Origin of the sequence: Microbacterium ureisolvens, from assembly GCF_015278315.1 — a bacterium.
In the GTDB taxonomy this organism is placed as follows: Bacteria; Actinomycetota; Actinomycetes; order Actinomycetales; family Microbacteriaceae; genus Microbacterium; species Microbacterium ureisolvens.
Window position 1 is genome coordinate 1 of the sequence record NZ_JADIJE010000016.1, and the last position, 14,387, is coordinate 14,387.

The window sequence follows — 14,387 nt, forward strand, 5'->3', positions numbered from 1 at the left end:
CCGGCCTTCCGCTCTACCCTTTGGGGCGAACAACAAGAACATTACGCCGAACCCGCACCGACGTCGAATCGGCCCCACATCCCGGGCGTGTCGCACCCCGCCACCCGCGGAATCACGCGGATCTCGCGCGCTGAGCCGCCTCTGCCGCCGCCCGCAGATCGGCGGCAAGGCCGGCGGTCGCGGTGCGCCACAGCTCGCAGCCGCGGCATCCCTGAACGGCCTCGCGCAGCTCCGCCAGCTGCGCGCGCTCGGGCACCCAGCGCTCGGCGCCCGGGCGTTCCACGTCCATGTCCGCACGGTACGTCCGCGGGCGACGACCCGCAGAGACCCTGGTCGGAGCCTCGCTTCAGGCGTATCGTTCGCGCGATGCGACCATCAGCGTGTCGCCGCCGTGCGCTGTCGCATCACCTGCACCGCTATGCAGAGGGCGATCGTCGCCGCACCCCACACCGCGCACGCCGGCGGGAGCACCCGATACGCGAGGTGGGCCGGCGTGAACTCCTCGTCCAGCCCCCCGTACACCGCGAGGCCCCACACCCATGCGCCCACGAGCACCAGCGGCAGCGAGGCCCACCAGGCCCAGCGGACCGGGTCGGGCAGAACGCGGATGACGGATGCCCCGACCTCGCGTCGCGCGATCCACACGAGCATCCAGATCCCGATGATCGAGAGTCCGATCACGCTCGAGCCGTGCTGCAGCCACTTGTAGCCCGGCAGAGGTCCCCACACGTCTTCGAGCCCGGGAACCGCGGTCGTTCCCCAGCGGCCCTCGTGGGTGAACAGGTCCCAGACGATGTGGCTGACGACGCCGAGCGCGAGCGACAGCACGAGGAGCGACATCCGTCTCCACGACAGGCGTGCCGGCGAGGCCGCATCAATCCCGAAGGTCTCGCGGAGGGCCGCCGCGGCCCCGGCATCCCACTCGGCCGGCAATCGCGCCGCGAGGCGACGCGGAGCCAGCTCGCGCGTCGCGGGCCGGAGCACGCAGCGCCACACGAGCAGCAGCACCAGCGCCAGCGCGATAGTGACCGGCAGCCAGGCGAAGGTGTGGGTGATGCCGTAGTGCAGCGGCAGTCCCCTCACGAACAGCGGCAGGTCGGGGGTCATCGCGCCGATCGCGATGGCCGCCGGCACGAGCGGCGTGCGGATGAATGGCAGCGCGACGACCGCGTGGCTGGGAGTGAACGGCATCCGTCACTCCCCCGCCCGCGGCGCCGCGCTGCCCACGGGTCAGCCGACGAAGACGCCGGCCAAGGTCTTCTTGCCGCGGCGGAGCACGGATACGCCGCCGGGCAGTCCGCCTGACACGGTCGCCGACTCGTCGTCGACCTTGGCGCCGTCGAGCGAGACGCCGCCCTGGGCGATCGCCCGGCGACCCTCCGACATGCTCGAGACGAGGCCGGTGTCGACGAGTGCCTGCACGACGTTCGTCCCGCGGGCCACCGACGCGTTGGGCAGCTCCTCCAGCGCGTGGCGCAGCGTGGTCGCGTCGAGCGCGGCCAGATCACCCTGCCCGAACAGGGCCTCGGACGCGGCGATGACGGCGGCTGCGGCATCCGTCCCGTGCACGAAGGCCGTGACCTCGAGCGCGAGGCGCTTCTGCGCGGCGCGGCGGAACGGCTCGTGGGCGACCAGGCGCTCGTACTCCTCGATCTCGGCGCGCGTCAGGAACGTGAAGATCTTGAGGCGCGGGATCACGTCGGCGTCGTCGGTGTTCAGCCAGAACTGGTACATCCGGTACGGGCTGCACATCGCGGCATCGAGCCAGATCGCGTTGCCCTCGCTCTTGCCGAACTTGGTGCCGTCGCTGTTGGTGATCAGCGGGGTGCCGATGGCGTGGACGTGCGTGCCCTCGACCCGGTGGATGAGGTCGGTGCCGCTGGTCAGGTTGCCCCACTGGTCACTGCCGCCGGTCTGCAGGACGCAGCCGTACTGGCGGTACAGCTCCAGGTAGTCCATGCCCTGCAGGATCTGGTAGCTGAACTCGGTGTAGCTGATGCCCGCCTCGGAGTTCAGTCGCGCCGCGACGGCGTCCTTCTTGAGCATCGTGCCCACGCGGTAGTGCTTGCCGATCTCGCGCAGGAAGTCGATCGCGCTCATCGGCGCGGTCCAGTCGAGGTTGTTGACGATGCGCGCGGCGTTGTCACCCTCGAAGCTCAGGAACCGCTCGACCTGCGAGCGCAGGTAGCCGACCCATTCGCCCACCGTCTCCTTCGTGTTGAGCGTGCGCTCGGCAGACGGGCGCGGGTCGCCGATGAGACCGGTCGACCCGCCGACGAGGCCGAGGGGCTTGTGGCCGGCGAGCTGGAGACGCCGCATGGTGAGCAGCTGCACGAGATTGCCGAGGTGCAGGCTCGGTGCGGTCGGGTCGAAGCCGCAGTAATACGTGATCGGGTCCCCGGAGAGCAGGGCGCGCAGCGCCTCCTGATCGGTGGACACATGCACGAGTCCACGCCACACGATCTCGTCCCACACGTTCTCGAACGAAGGGTCGATCGCGGGCGCGGTCGCGCTCACGACGGTTTCTGACACGCGTGCCAGGCTATCAGCGACGGATGCCTCGACCCGCCCGCCGTCGGGCCTGCCGCTGCCGACCCGACCCCCGCCAGCCGCCGCCAGCGACCGCGTGTCGTCGGGCCCGGCTGGTGGCGGGCGACAGCTGCGACGACGAGAGATCACAGCACTTGAATACACAGGCTGATGTTGGTGGTGCTTCAGCCTGCAGGCTTGCACAGCTATCACTTGAGGCCTAAACTGTTGTGAGATTCAGCCCACAGCATAAGGATTTCCGCCATGTTCGTCGTCACCGCCGACCAGCGCGACAGCCGCACCAGCCCGGATCTCGTGCCCGAGGCGCTGCACGCGGTACAGGCGGTCGCCGGGCCGGGGCTCGCGCTGCCTCCCGAGCGGACGGCGGGCGATGAGGTCCAGGTGGCGGTGGCCGAGGCGGACGCGCTGCTCGCGATCGTCCTCGATCTCACCCGCGGAGGCCGGTGGAGCGTCGGCGTCGGCGTCGGCACCGTCGAGTCCCCGCTGCCGGCCAGCGTCCGTGCGGGCCGCGGCGACGCGTTCGTGAACGCACGCGACGCCGTGGACCGGGCGAAGAAGGCGGCCACGCGCCTGGCAATCACCGCGCCCGAGGGCGGTGAGGACGCCGAGGCCCTCGTCCGCCTCATCGTCGAGCTGAGGGATCGACGCACCGCCGAGGGGTGGGAGGTGTACGACCTCCTCGCGGAGGGGATCACGCAGCGAGAAGCGGCCGCGCGGCTGGGGATCACCGAGGGCGCGGTCAGCATGAGGGTGAAGTCGGCGGGCCTTCGCACGGAGGAGGCTGCGGCCCCCGCACTCGCCCGCGTGCTCGCCCGCCTCGACGCGACCGCCGTGCCAGACTGACGCCATGGTCTCCCCCGACGTGCTGCTCGTCGCCGCGCTCTCGATCTTCCTGTTCCTCGCGCTGTGCGGGGCGCTCGTGCTCGTCGTGATCAGCCTTCGCAAGCCGACCGATATCCCGCTCATCGTGGCCGGCGTGCTGGTCGTGCTCTGCCTGATCGTCGTGACCGTGTCCGCGTTCAACGTCCCGCTGCTCGTGGGTCTCGCCATCGCACTCCTCGGCACCGCGCTGGCGGTGCTGGGCGGGAACCCCGTCACGCGGCGCGTTCTCGACATCGCCAGTCACGGCCGCGTCGAGGAAGGCGACAACGGCGGCATCCTGCTGCGGGCGCCGTCGTCACCGGGCGTCGCCGGCGACGACGATGCGGTGCGCGAAGTGATGCGCGGCGGCACCACCATCGGCTACCTCGAGCGGCTCGCGGTGACGCTCGGGATCATCGCGGGCTTCCCCGAGGCGATCGCGGTCGTCGTGGCTCTCAAGGGCATCGGCCGCTTCTCCGAGTTGGCGGCCGCGGAGGCCCGCGAGCGCTTCATCATCGGAACCCTCGCCAGCCTGGTGTGGGCGTGCATCGTCGCAGGCCTCGTGCGCCTCGCGATCTGGTGACCGGCTCCGGCGTGATCGTCCGAGGCGGCTGATCGCCTACAGCCCGAGGGCGTGCGCTGCCGCCTGCACGCGCTCGATCAGCTCGGCGCGCTGCTCGGCGACCCGTACCGGGGCGGTGCCGCCGGCGCCCGTGCGGCTCGCTACCGAGCCCTCGACGCTCAGCACCTCGCGAACCTCCGGGGTGAGGTGCGCCGAGACCGTCGCCAGCTGCTCGTCCGACACCTCGTGCAGCTCGATGCCGTTCTCTTCGCACACCCGCACCAGATGGCCCGAGATCTCGTGCGCGTCGCGGAACGGAACACCTCGCTTGACGAGCCACTCGGCGACGTCGGTCGCGAGCGAGAAGCCCTGCGGGGCAAGCGCCGCCATGCGCTCGGTGTGGAACCGCATGGTCGCCACCATGCCGGCGAACGCCGGCAGCACGGTCTCGAGCGTGCGGACCGAGTCGAAGACCGGCTCCTTGTCCTCCTGCAGGTCGCGGTTGTAGGCGAGCGGCAGCGCCTTGAGCGTCGCGAGCAGGCCCGTCAGGTTGCCGATCAGGCGACCCGCCTTGCCGCGGGCGAGCTCCGCGATGTCGGGATTCTTCTTCTGCGGCATGATGCTCGACCCGGTGGAATAGCCGTCGTCGAGCGTGACGAACCCGAATTCGCGCGTGTTCCAGAGGATGATCTCTTCGGCGAACCGCGACACGTCGATGCCGATCATCGCGGCGATGAAGGCGAACTCGGCGACGACGTCGCGCGCCGCGGTCCCGTCGAGCGAGTTCTCGGCCGGCCGATCCAGGCCCAGCTCACGGGCGACCAGCTGCGGGTCCAGCCCCAGCGTCGACCCGGCGAGTGCGCCCCCGCCGTAGGGCGAGACGCCCGCCCGGGCCGACCAGTCGCGGAGCCGCTCGAGGTCGCGGACCAGAGGCCACGCGTGCGCCTGCAGGTGGTGCGCCAGAAGCACAGGCTGTGCGTGCTGCAGGTGGGTGCGGCCGGGCATGATGGCGTCGGGATGCGCCTCGGCCTGCGCGACGAGCGCATCGACGAGCCGCAGGATCTCGCGTGCGACGGTGCGCGAGTGGTCGAGCAGAAACATGCGGACGAGCGTCGCGATCTGGTCGTTGCGGCTGCGCCCGGCGCGCAGCTTGCCGCCGAGCTCCGGGCCGACGACGCCGATCAGCGCCTGCTCGAGCGCGCCGTGGACGTCCTCGTCGGATGCCGCGGGCAGCAGCGTCCCGTCGGTGACCCCCTGTGCCAGCTCATCGAGGCCGTCATGCATCGCGCGTTCTTCGTCGGCCGTGAGATACCCCGCGGCGGCGAGCGCCTTCGCGTGGGCATGGGAGCCGGCGATGTCGTACAGTGCGAGATCCCAGTCGAAGTGGGTGGAGCGGCTCAGTTCGGCCAGCTCCGGGGACGGCCCCGTCGCGAAACGGGCTCCCCACAGTGCGCCTTCGTTGGTGCCGTCGCCCTTCGATTCACTCACCCGTCCAGCCTACCGACGCCCCGCGGCGCGAACCGCCGGTGTGACACCCGCCGCGGGGGGGGTGCGGCATCCGTCACCTGAGGGGTGGGCCGTCCGGGAGGGTGACGCGGTCGGGCACCGCGAAGCGCGACGCCGCATCGAGCACGGTCTCGAGCGGACCGCGCCCGACCAGCAGCGCCCAGGCCGTGCACAGCAGAATGATCGCGATCGTGAGGGGCCAGAAGGGCTCGAGGGCGCGGAAGCCCGCCAGGTCGCCGACGCGGTCGAGCTCCGACGCGGCGATGGCGGCCCAGACCACGAGCTGCAGCGTGTACGCGGAGAGCGGCATCGCCCCCACGGCTCGCACGGGCAATGCCGCCCACACGAGCACCGTGCGGCATGCGAGCAGGCAGGCGCCGAGCACGGCGAGCGCGAACCCGCCGGAGCCGACCACCTCGAGCAGCCCGGTGGAGTGCGGACGGGCAGTCCACAGCGCGCCGAGGTACGAGGCTCTCTCGGCGATCTGGTCGGCGCCGGTCGCGGCATCCGTCCCGTACCCGACTATCGCGAGCGCCGCTCCCGCCGCGACCAGCCACACCTGCACCCGCAGGCGGCCGATTCCGGCTCGCGCGACCCCGAGCCCCGCGATCACGAAGGCGATCCAGGTCGTGAACGGGTAGTGCCAGCCGATCGCGAGCGACAGCGCGTTGCCGGTCGCGGTGCTCCACACGGGCAGTGCATCGAGCACGACCTGCACGAAGGGCAGGACGAGCGCGAGCGCGCCGGCCAGGGGCAGCAGCACGCGCGCCGGCAGCGACGTGAGCGGCAGCGCCAGCAGGAACATGAGCGCGTACGCCGGCAGGATCACGTAGACGGGCACACCTGTCGCGATCAGCAGGATGCCGATGACCCACAGCAGGCCGGCCCGGATGGCGAGCCGGCGCCGGGCCGTGACCATGCGATCACGGGGAAGCGGTCGCGGTCCCCCCGTCATCAGGCCGATCGAGACCCCCGCGAGCGTCGCGAACAGGATCGACGAGCGGCCCGACACGACGGCGATCCACGTCGACGGGTCGGCCAGGTCGAAGGATTCGCGGATCCACAACAGGTGCGCGGCGAACATCCCGAGCACCGCCAGCCCGCGCGCGAGATCGACCCCGCCGATGCGCGCGGGTCCGTTCAGGCGCTCCCAGCGCGTCGCGAGCCAGGTCACCGGCGGGCCCGTCCGGCGCTCAGTCCTGACGGAGCAGCCAGACCAGCAGCGCCTTCTGGGCGTGCAGCCGGTTCTCGGCCTCGTCCCAGACGACGCTCTGCGGGCCGTCGATCACCTCCGCGTCGACCTCGTAGCCGCGGTCAGCGGGGAGGCAGTGGATGAAGATGGCGTCGTCCTGCGCCAGGCCCATGAGCTCCTGCGTGACCTTGTACTGGCCGAGGTCGCGGAGGCGCTCGAGCTTCTCCTCCTCTTTGCCCATCGACACCCACGTGTCGGTGACGATGACGTCGGCACCGGCGGCCGCCTCGTTGGGGTCGGTGTACAGCGTGACGGATCCGCCCGTCTCGACGGCGCGGCGGTCCGCGTCGGCGATCACGTCGTCGCGCGGCGCGTACGTCTCGGGCGATGCGACCCGGACGTGCATGCCGGCGGTGACGCCGGCGAGCACGTACGAGTGCGCCATGTTCGACTTGCCGTCGCCGAAGAAGGCGAGCGTCAGACCCGCCAGGTCGCCCTTGTGCTCCTTGATCGTGAGCAGATCGGCGAGGAGCTGGCAGGGGTGGAAGTCGTCGCTCAGCGCGTTGACGACCGGCACGCGCGTGCCTTCCGCCATCTGCTCGAGGCCCGCCTGCGCGTAGGTGCGCCACACGATGGCGGCGACCTGGCGCTCGAGCACGCGCGCGGTGTCGGACGGCGTCTCCTTGCCGCCGAGCTGGCTGTTCGCGGTCGAGATGATGAGGGGCGAGCCGCCGAGGTCGGCGATGCCGACGGCGAACGAGACGCGCGTGCGGGTCGACGACTTGTCGAAGATGACCGCGACCGTCTGGGGCCCCTCGAGAGGCTTGAGCTTCCAGCGGTCCTTCTTGAGCGCGACCGCGAGATCGAGGATCTCGTCCTGCTCGGCCTGCGTCAGATCGTCGTCGCGCAGCAGGTGGCGGGTCATGCGGGAACCTCCGTGCTGGTGCTGAGCTGCGTCGGCGCATCGAGGACCAGCGCGTCTTCGACCGTCCGCAGCGACGCGGTGAACAGCTCGATGAACTCGTCGATCTCGACATCGCCGATCGTCAGCGCGGGCACGAGGCGGATCGTCTCGTCGTTCGGCGCGTTGATGACGAGCCCGTGCTCCTGCGCGGCGGCGACCAGCGCCTTGGCGACGGGATGCCGCAGCCCCACGCCGATCAGAAGCCCCGAGCCGCGGCATCCGGTGATGAGATCGGAGTCGATCGCCTCGATCGCCTGGCTCAGCTGGGCACCCCGCTCGGCGGCGTTGCCGACGAGGTCCGCACGCTCGATCTCACCGAGGACGGCACCCGCGACGGCCGTCCCGAGGGCGTTGCCGCCGAAGGTCGAGCCGTGCGTGCCGGGGTAGAACAGCTCGCTCGCGGCGCCGAACGTGATGAGCGCGCCGATCGGGAAGCCGCCGCCGATTCCCTTCGCGACGGTGATCGCGTCGGGGGTGATGCCCTCGTGCTGGAAGGCGAACCACTCCCCCGTGCGGCCGGCGCCGGTCTGGATCTCGTCGATGATGAGGAGCGCGCCGTGACGCTCGGTGATCTCGCGGGCAGCGGCGAGGTAACCCTCGGGAAGGGGCAGCACGCCGGCCTCGCCCTTGACGGGCTCGACGAAGAGCGCAGCCACCCGGTCGTCGATCGCCGCCTCGAGCGCCTCGACGGTGGAGTCGATGAACTCGACGCCCGGTGTCATCGGGAGGAACGGCTCCTGCATGTACGGCTTGCCGGTGAGGGCGAGCGTGCCCATGGTGCGGCCGTGGAACGCGTCGGTGAGCGCCAGGATGCGCGGGCGCTCGGTGCCGCCGTGCAGGCGGGCGAGCTTGAACGCGGCCTCGTTCGCCTCGGCACCGGAGTTGCCGAAGTACACGCGTCCGCCGTCTCCGGTGCCGGCCAGTCGCTTCAGCGTCGCCGCCAGCGCGAGCTGCGGCGGCGTGGCGAAGTAGTTCGACACGTGCGACAGGGTCGCCGCCTGCGTCGAGATCGCGTCGACGAACACCGGGTGCGCGTGGCCGAGCGAGTCGACCGCGATCCCCGCGAGAAAGTCGAGGTAGCGCTTGCCGTCGGCGTCCCAGAGGTACGAGCCCTCCCCCCGCACGAACATCTGCATGCGAGCACCGAAGCTCTTGACGAGGTCGCGCCCCGCATCGTCCTGCCACGTCATCCGAGCACCACCTCTGTTCCGATTCCCTTGCTGGTGAAGATCTCCACGAGCACCGAGTGCGGCACCCGTCCGTCGATGATGGCCGCGGTCTCGACGCCGCCCTCGACGGCCTCGAGGCACGCCGCCATCTTCGGGATCATGCCCGACTCGAGCGTGGGCAGCATCGCCTTCAGCTCCGTCGAGGTCAGGTGCGACACGAGCGAGTCGCGGTTGGGCCAGTCGGCGTAGAGCCCCGCGACGTCGGTGAGGACTACGAGCTTCGCGGCGCCCAGCGCGACGGCGAGAGCGGATGCCGCGGCATCCGCGTTCACGTTCAGCGAGTGCCCGGGATGGTCGAGGTCGGGCGCGATGCTCGAGACGACCGGGATGCGGCCGGCCTCGACCTGGTCGAGCACGGGCTGCGGATCGACCTGGACGACATCGCCGACGCGCCCGAGGTCATGCTCGACGCCCTCGATCACGACGCCTCTTCGGCGGCCGCCGAAGAGGCCGGCATCCTCGCCGCTGAGTCCGGTCGCGACCGGACCGTGAGCGTTGATCTTCGAAACGAGCTGCGGATTGATCTGCCCGGTCAGCACCATGCGCACCACCGAGATCGCCTCGGTCGAGGTGACGCGGTAACCGCCCTTGAACTCGCTCGGGATCGCGAGACGGTCGAGCATCGACGAGATCTGCGGGCCTCCGCCGTGCACCACGACGGGCTTGACCCCGACGTAGCGGAGGTAGGCGATGTCGGCGGCGAAGGCATCCTGCAGCTCTTCCGACACCATGGCGTTGCCGCCGTACTTGACGACGACGATCTGGTCGCGGAAGCGCTTGAGCCACGGCAGCGACTCGATCAGTGTCACCGCGCGGGCGCTGGCTTCGTCGGGATCGGTCTCTTGCAGGTCGGTCATGAGGAGTACGCGCTGTTCTCGTGGACGTAGTCGTGGGTGAGGTCGTTGGTGAGGATCGTCGCCGTCGCCGCGCCAACCTTGAGGTCGATGACGAGGTCGGTGGCGCGCGGCGTCAGGTCGACGTCCTCGCGCGGCGCATCGGGACCGCCCTTGGAGCAGACCCGCACGCCGTTCATCCACACATCGACGTCGTAGGGATCGAACGCGGCCCCGGTCGTGCCGATCGCCGCCAGCACGCGGCCCCAGTTGGGATCGTTGCCGAAGATGGCGGCCTTGAAGAGGTTGTTGCGCGCGACCGAGCGGCCGACCTCGACGGCCTCGGCCTCCGACGCGGCGTTGATCACCTCGATCGAGATGTCGTGACTCGCGCCCTCGGCGTCGCCCTGCAGCTGCTTCGCGAGGTCCTGGCAGACCTCCGCGAGCGCCGCCGCGAACGCGTCGGGATCCGGCGTGACGCCGGAGGCGCCGCTCACCATGAGCGTGACCTGGTCGTTGGTCGACATGCAGCCGTCCGAGTCGAGCCGGTCGAACGTGCGGCCGGTGGCGGAGCGCAGTGCCGCGTCGGCCTGGGCGGAGTCGAGGACGGCGTCGGTCGTGATCACGACCAGCATCGTCGCCAGGCCGGGTGCCAGCATCCCGGCGCCCTTCGCCATGCCGCCGATCGACCAGCCGTCACCGCTCACGACGGAGCGCTTGGGTCGCGAGTCCGTCGTCATGATGGCGAGGGATGCCGCCTCGCCGCCGTCTGCCGAGAGCTCGGCGATGCCCTGCTCGGTGCCGGCCAGCACCTTCGCCCGGAACGCCTCGTCGCCGGTGCCGATGAGCCCCGTCGAGCAGACCAGGATGTCGCCGGCGCTGATCCCCAGCAGCTCCCCCGCCTTCTCAGCGGTCTGGTGGGTGGTCTGGAAGCCGAACGAGCCGGTGAAGCAGTTGGCGCCGCCCGAATTGAGGACGATCGCCTCGACCACGCCGTCGCGGATGACCTCCTGCGACCACAGGATCGGGTTGGCCTTCGCGCGGTTGCTCGTGAAGACCGCAGCCCCGACCTTGAGCGGTCCGCGGTTGACCACCACGGCGACGTCGGGCTTGCCGGTCGATTTGAGGCCGACGGCGACGCCTGCCGCCTCGAATCCCTGGGGCGCGGTGACGCTCACGACGCGACTCTCCTTTGACTTCCGTTGTCGGGATACGTGCAGAAGGCGGTCATGGAGCGACCCCGTTCACAGACAGCGCGGTGCCCTCGGCGAGGCCCAGCGCGATGTTCATGGACTGCACGGCCGCTCCGGCCGTGCCCTTGACGAGGTTGTCGACCGCGGTGACCACGATCACGCGGTTCGCGTCGCGGTCGATCGCAAGGCCCATCAGCGCCGTGTTGGCTCCGACGACGTCGGCGGTGCGCGGGAACTGGCCCGCGGGCAGCAGCTGCACGAACGTCTCGTCGCCGTACGCGGTCTCCCACGCGGCGCGGATCTGCTCGTCGGTCGCGCCGGGGGCGATGGGTGCGGTGGAGGTGGCGAGGATGCCCCGCGCCATCGGCACCAGCACCGGGGTGAACGAGATGCCGATCTTTCCCTCCGCTCCGGCGCCCCGCAGCGCCTGGGCGATCTCGGGGATGTGGCGATGGGTGCCGCCGACCGCATACGGGTTGGCGGTGCCCAGGACCTCGCTCGCGAGGAGGTTCGTCTTGAGGCTCTTGCCGGCGCCCGAGGGGCCGACGGCCAGCACCGTCACGATGTCGGCCGAGTCGATGACGCCGGCGGCCACGCCCGGAGCGAGCGACAGCGAGACCGTCGAGGCGTTGCAGCCGGGAGCAGCGATGCGCGAGGCGCCGACGAGCCGCTCGCGCTGCTTGGCACCCGCGACGGGAAGCTCCGGCACGCCGTACGCCCACGGCTCGTGGAAGTCCCCGCCGTAGAAGCGGTCCCAGTCGGCCTCGGTCGTGAGCCGGTGGTCGGCCCCCGCATCGATGACGAGGGGCGTGTCGCCGAGCGCGTCGGTGTACTGCCCGGACTGCCCGTGGGGCAGCGCGAGGAAGACGATGTCGTGACCGGCGAGCACCTCGGGAGACGTCTCGGAGAGGGTCAGATGCGCGAGCGAGCGCAGGTGCGGCTGGTGCTGGATGAGCGGCTGTCCCGCGTTGGAGTGCGCGGTCACGGTGCGGATCTCGACGTCGGGATGCGCGGCGAGGATCCGCAGGATCTCGCCGCCCGCATAGCCGGATGCGCCGGAGACGGCGACCGAATATGTCATGGATTCCACCTTAGAGTCTGGGTGCGGGGGCTACAGGCGGCGACGCCCGCTCGCAGACGTCCATGACAGGACGGCGTACGGGGTCGCCTAGAGTCGGCGCTCGCCCAGACGGCGTCGGCGCGCGGGAGCGGCGCTCGGAAGGAGCGTCGGGAGTCCCTGGGTCGCCGAAGGCATGCGCCGACGATAGCCGCCGGTCCGCGGCATCCGCAAATCGAGCGCGGGTTTCGAATCGCGCACTTTGCAGCTCCCAAGGGCCGAGACCTGCAAAGTGCGCGATTCGAACGACCCGTTAGGCGTGCAGAGCCGCCCGGACGCGCGCAACCAGCTCGTCCGGCCGTTTGAGGAGCGGGGAGGTCACCTCAATGACGGTCCACCCCGCCGCGCGCAGCGCCGCGAGTCGCTCGACGTCCTGAGCCCACTGCTCGCCGTGCAGCATACCCAGGTACTCGATCGCCACTCTCTGTTGCGGATACGCGAGGTCCACGCATCCGACGAATCGCCCGCGGTCGTCGAACACGTCGATGTTCAGTTCCGGATCGGGCAGACCCGCCATCACCAGCGCACAGCGAACGTGCGATTCCCGCGGCGACCAGGAATCCTCGCGGATCAGGGCAAGAGCTGTTCGAAGCCGTTCGGCGCCACGACGACGGCCGGCAGCCAGCATCCGCTCGAGGTCCTCGATCGTCGCCAAAGGTGGCCTTCCGACGTGCGGGCGACCGCGGCCACTCCGCCATCGTCGACAGCAGAAGTCACCCAGCGCAACGAGGTCGAACAGCGGGAGGGTCCCGAGCGAAACCCACGTCGCCGCAGGCGATGACACGCGCAGACCTTCGTGCTCACTGACCTCGGTCATGCGCAGCAGCGTCCTGTGCCCCTTGACACCCGTCGCGCGAGGGAAAGGAACATGGCCGAGCGCGGAGACGTGGAGGTCGAGATCCACCGAAGCGGCGACTGCTCCGTGGGGCGTCAGTTGCAACGGCAGCGGTGCTCCCCACACGGCAGCAGCGGTCTCGTGGCTGAAGAAGTGGCCGGTATGCAGCCGCGGCGCATACTGCCGGGCACGCGCGACGAGGAGGGCGCGCTGCCGCGCGTAAGGGTCGTCGGTGCCGATGGGCTCCGACGCCCGCGCACGAACTCGCACGCCGAAGAACGGTGCGTCGAGGTCCCGCCGGCGCAGCCGGGCGCGTGTCACGCCGTTCGCGCGAGCGAGCCAGACCGGGAAGTCATCCGGAAGGTCGGCGGGCAGCGGCTCTCGAGGCTCCATCCCGCCACGGTGTCACGATGCGTCCGCAGCGTTGCTGCTTATCCACAGCCGGGGTTTCGAATCGCGCACTTTGCCGGATTTCGGCGGTCGGAGATGCGAAGTGCGCTACTTGAAATCCACGGTTGTCACACCTGGAGCTCGTGCAGCAGCTGGAGCTCGTCGGCGCGGCTCAGGCCGGCGCGGCGGTCGCGGTCGAGACCGCGTTCGCGCTCGTCGGCCAGGGTCCGCTCGAGGGTGTCGCGGAGCGGCCGAAGCCGGCCGCCGAGCAGCCGGTACGCCGCGTTCGAGCGGGTCCAGAACCCCGGCATGCCCGCGGGGAGCCACAGCGGGAGCGAGCGCGGGCCCATCCAGTACGCGACGTCGTGCTCCTCCAGCCACGCGTCGGCGGCCGGGACGACCGCACCGGTGTGCCCGGCGGTCTCACGGGCGTCGGCGAACAGCCGGTCGAGGCCGATCGGGTCGCCCACGGCGTTGACGACGCCGGTCCAGCGCTCCCGCCCGATCGCCTGGACGAAGTCGGCGAGATCGTCGACGTCGATCACCTGGGCGCCGCGGCCGTTCGCGTCGGGAGCCAGCACGTCGGCGTCCGCCGCGAGAGCGAAGCGGCCCACCCAGTACCCGAACCGGTCGGTGGGGTCGCCGGGACCCACGATGAGTCCCGGACGCACCACGGCCGCTCGGTGGCCGAGCGCCGCGCGGACGGATGCCTCGGCCCTGACCTTCGCCTGACCGTACTCCTCGTCCTCGTCGGGGCCCGCCGGTGCGAGGAGCTCCGCCGACTCGTCGGCGCCCGGCTCGTCGTTCGACGCGTAGACCGAGACCGTGGAGAGGTAGGTCCAGTGCTTGGCGCGCGCCGACAGCGCGTCCACGGCCGCCGCGACGTGCACCGGGTTCGACGAGATGTCGACGACCTCGTCCCAGTCCCTGCGCGCGACCTCGTCAAACGCGTCGGGATCGTTCCGGTCGCCCACGACGAGCGACGTCCCGTACGGAGCCTGCCTGCCACCCCGCGCGAGACACGTGACGGATGCCGCGGCATCCGCCCACCGCTCCGCGATGCGCCCGCTCAGCCAGCCCGTTCCGCCCAGCACCAGTACGTCGGTCATGGGTACACCCAACCAGACGCGCCGGGCGGCGGCATCCGTCTCCGCC

Annotated in this window: 14 protein-coding genes; 2 read left to right on the plus strand and 12 right to left on the minus strand. The window is 70.9% G+C overall.

The features are described from left to right. Positions 1–112: 112 nt before the first annotated feature. From IM767_RS18615 to tyrS, 3 genes are all read right to left on the minus strand, one after another. Positions 113–289 carry a hypothetical protein gene (locus IM767_RS18615; RefSeq protein WP_194398942.1) on the minus strand — a complete coding sequence of 59 codons (177 nt, stop codon included), beginning with the start codon at positions 287–289 and terminating at the stop codon, positions 113–115. An 86-nt stretch (positions 290–375) separates the two neighbouring features. Further along, positions 376–1,191, minus strand: coding sequence for a DUF4184 family protein (locus tag IM767_RS18620; protein WP_109211816.1), 816 nt, complete (start codon positions 1,189–1,191; stop codon positions 376–378). Between the two features lie 39 nt (positions 1,192–1,230). Beyond that, positions 1,231–2,532, minus strand: coding sequence for a tyrosine--tRNA ligase (tyrS, locus tag IM767_RS18625; RefSeq protein WP_109211817.1), 1,302 nt, complete (start codon positions 2,530–2,532; stop codon positions 1,231–1,233). Positions 2,533–2,793: 261 nt separating this feature from the next. On the opposite strand from tyrS, the gene IM767_RS18630 reads away from it, so the two are divergent. Both IM767_RS18630 and IM767_RS18635 read left to right on the plus strand, forming a co-directional pair. Continuing rightward, the gene (locus tag IM767_RS18630) at positions 2,794–3,393 is read left to right on the plus strand and encodes a sigma-70 RNA polymerase sigma factor region 4 domain-containing protein (RefSeq protein WP_109211818.1); all 600 of its coding nucleotides are present in this window, start codon (positions 2,794–2,796) and stop codon (positions 3,391–3,393) included. A gap of 4 nt (positions 3,394–3,397) precedes the next feature. Further along, a complete protein-coding gene (locus tag IM767_RS18635) occupies positions 3,398–3,994 on the plus strand; it encodes a hypothetical protein (RefSeq protein WP_109211819.1) in 597 nt (198 codons plus the stop codon). A gap of 36 nt (positions 3,995–4,030) precedes the next feature. Here the strand turns inward: IM767_RS18635 and argH are convergent, their stop codons facing one another. From argH to IM767_RS18680, 9 genes are all read right to left on the minus strand, one after another. Continuing rightward, positions 4,031–5,461 (minus strand): argininosuccinate lyase, encoded by a 1,431-nt coding sequence (gene argH / locus IM767_RS18640; RefSeq protein WP_109211820.1) that lies wholly within the window; start codon positions 5,459–5,461, stop codon positions 4,031–4,033. 73 nt (positions 5,462–5,534) lie between these two features. Beyond that, positions 5,535–6,653 carry a heparan-alpha-glucosaminide N-acetyltransferase domain-containing protein gene (locus IM767_RS18645; RefSeq protein WP_239453462.1) on the minus strand — a complete coding sequence of 373 codons (1,119 nt, stop codon included), beginning with the start codon at positions 6,651–6,653 and terminating at the stop codon, positions 5,535–5,537. 19 nt (positions 6,654–6,672) lie between these two features. After that, entirely contained in the window at positions 6,673–7,596 is a 924-nt protein-coding gene (gene argF, locus IM767_RS18650) for an ornithine carbamoyltransferase (RefSeq protein ID WP_109211821.1), read from the minus strand. After that, positions 7,593–8,825 (minus strand): acetylornithine transaminase, encoded by a 1,233-nt coding sequence (locus IM767_RS18655; protein WP_109211822.1) that lies wholly within the window; start codon positions 8,823–8,825, stop codon positions 7,593–7,595. Before IM767_RS18655 ends, argF begins: the two co-directional genes overlap by 4 nt. Further along, positions 8,822–9,721 carry an acetylglutamate kinase gene (argB, locus tag IM767_RS18660; RefSeq protein ID WP_109211823.1) on the minus strand — a complete coding sequence of 300 codons (900 nt, stop codon included), beginning with the start codon at positions 9,719–9,721 and terminating at the stop codon, positions 8,822–8,824. The genes IM767_RS18655 and argB overlap by 4 nt, the downstream gene beginning before the upstream one ends. Further along, entirely contained in the window at positions 9,718–10,875 is a 1,158-nt protein-coding gene (gene argJ / locus IM767_RS18665) for a bifunctional glutamate N-acetyltransferase/amino-acid acetyltransferase ArgJ (RefSeq protein ID WP_109211824.1), read from the minus strand. Before argJ ends, argB begins: the two co-directional genes overlap by 4 nt. Positions 10,876–10,924: 49 nt before the next feature. Then, a complete protein-coding gene (gene argC / locus IM767_RS18670; protein WP_109211825.1) occupies positions 10,925–11,971 on the minus strand; it encodes an N-acetyl-gamma-glutamyl-phosphate reductase in 1,047 nt (348 codons plus the stop codon). Between the two features lie 289 nt (positions 11,972–12,260). After that, positions 12,261–13,235: a hypothetical protein gene (locus IM767_RS18675; protein ID WP_109211826.1), complete on the minus strand. Its 975-nt coding sequence runs from the start codon at positions 13,233–13,235 to the stop codon at positions 12,261–12,263. 125 nt (positions 13,236–13,360) lie between these two features. Further along, positions 13,361–14,341: an NAD-dependent epimerase/dehydratase family protein gene (locus tag IM767_RS18680; protein ID WP_109211827.1), complete on the minus strand. Its 981-nt coding sequence runs from the start codon at positions 14,339–14,341 to the stop codon at positions 13,361–13,363. Positions 14,342–14,387: the final 46 nt, after the last annotated feature.

Coding starts and splice junctions, on each gene's coding strand:
- IM767_RS18615 (WP_194398942.1), bottom strand. CDS start 289: ATGGACGTGGAACGCCCGGGCGCCGAGCGCTGGGTGCCCGAGCGCGCG.
- IM767_RS18620 (WP_109211816.1), bottom strand. CDS start 1,191: ATGCCGTTCACTCCCAGCCACGCGGTCGTCGCGCTGCCATTCATCCGC.
- IM767_RS18630 (WP_109211818.1), top strand. CDS start 2,794: ATGTTCGTCGTCACCGCCGACCAGCGCGACAGCCGCACCAGCCCGGAT.
- IM767_RS18635 (WP_109211819.1), top strand. CDS start 3,398: ATGGTCTCCCCCGACGTGCTGCTCGTCGCCGCGCTCTCGATCTTCCTG.
- argF (WP_109211821.1), bottom strand. CDS start 7,596: ATGACCCGCCACCTGCTGCGCGACGACGATCTGACGCAGGCCGAGCAG.
- IM767_RS18655 (WP_109211822.1), bottom strand. CDS start 8,825: ATGACGTGGCAGGACGATGCGGGGCGCGACCTCGTCAAGAGCTTCGGT.
- argB (WP_109211823.1), bottom strand. CDS start 9,721: ATGACCGACCTGCAAGAGACCGATCCCGACGAAGCCAGCGCCCGCGCG.
- argC (WP_109211825.1), bottom strand. CDS start 11,971: ATGACATATTCGGTCGCCGTCTCCGGCGCATCCGGCTATGCGGGCGGC.
- IM767_RS18675 (WP_109211826.1), bottom strand. CDS start 13,235: ATGGAGCCTCGAGAGCCGCTGCCCGCCGACCTTCCGGATGACTTCCCG.
- IM767_RS18680 (WP_109211827.1), bottom strand. CDS start 14,341: ATGACCGACGTACTGGTGCTGGGCGGAACGGGCTGGCTGAGCGGGCGC.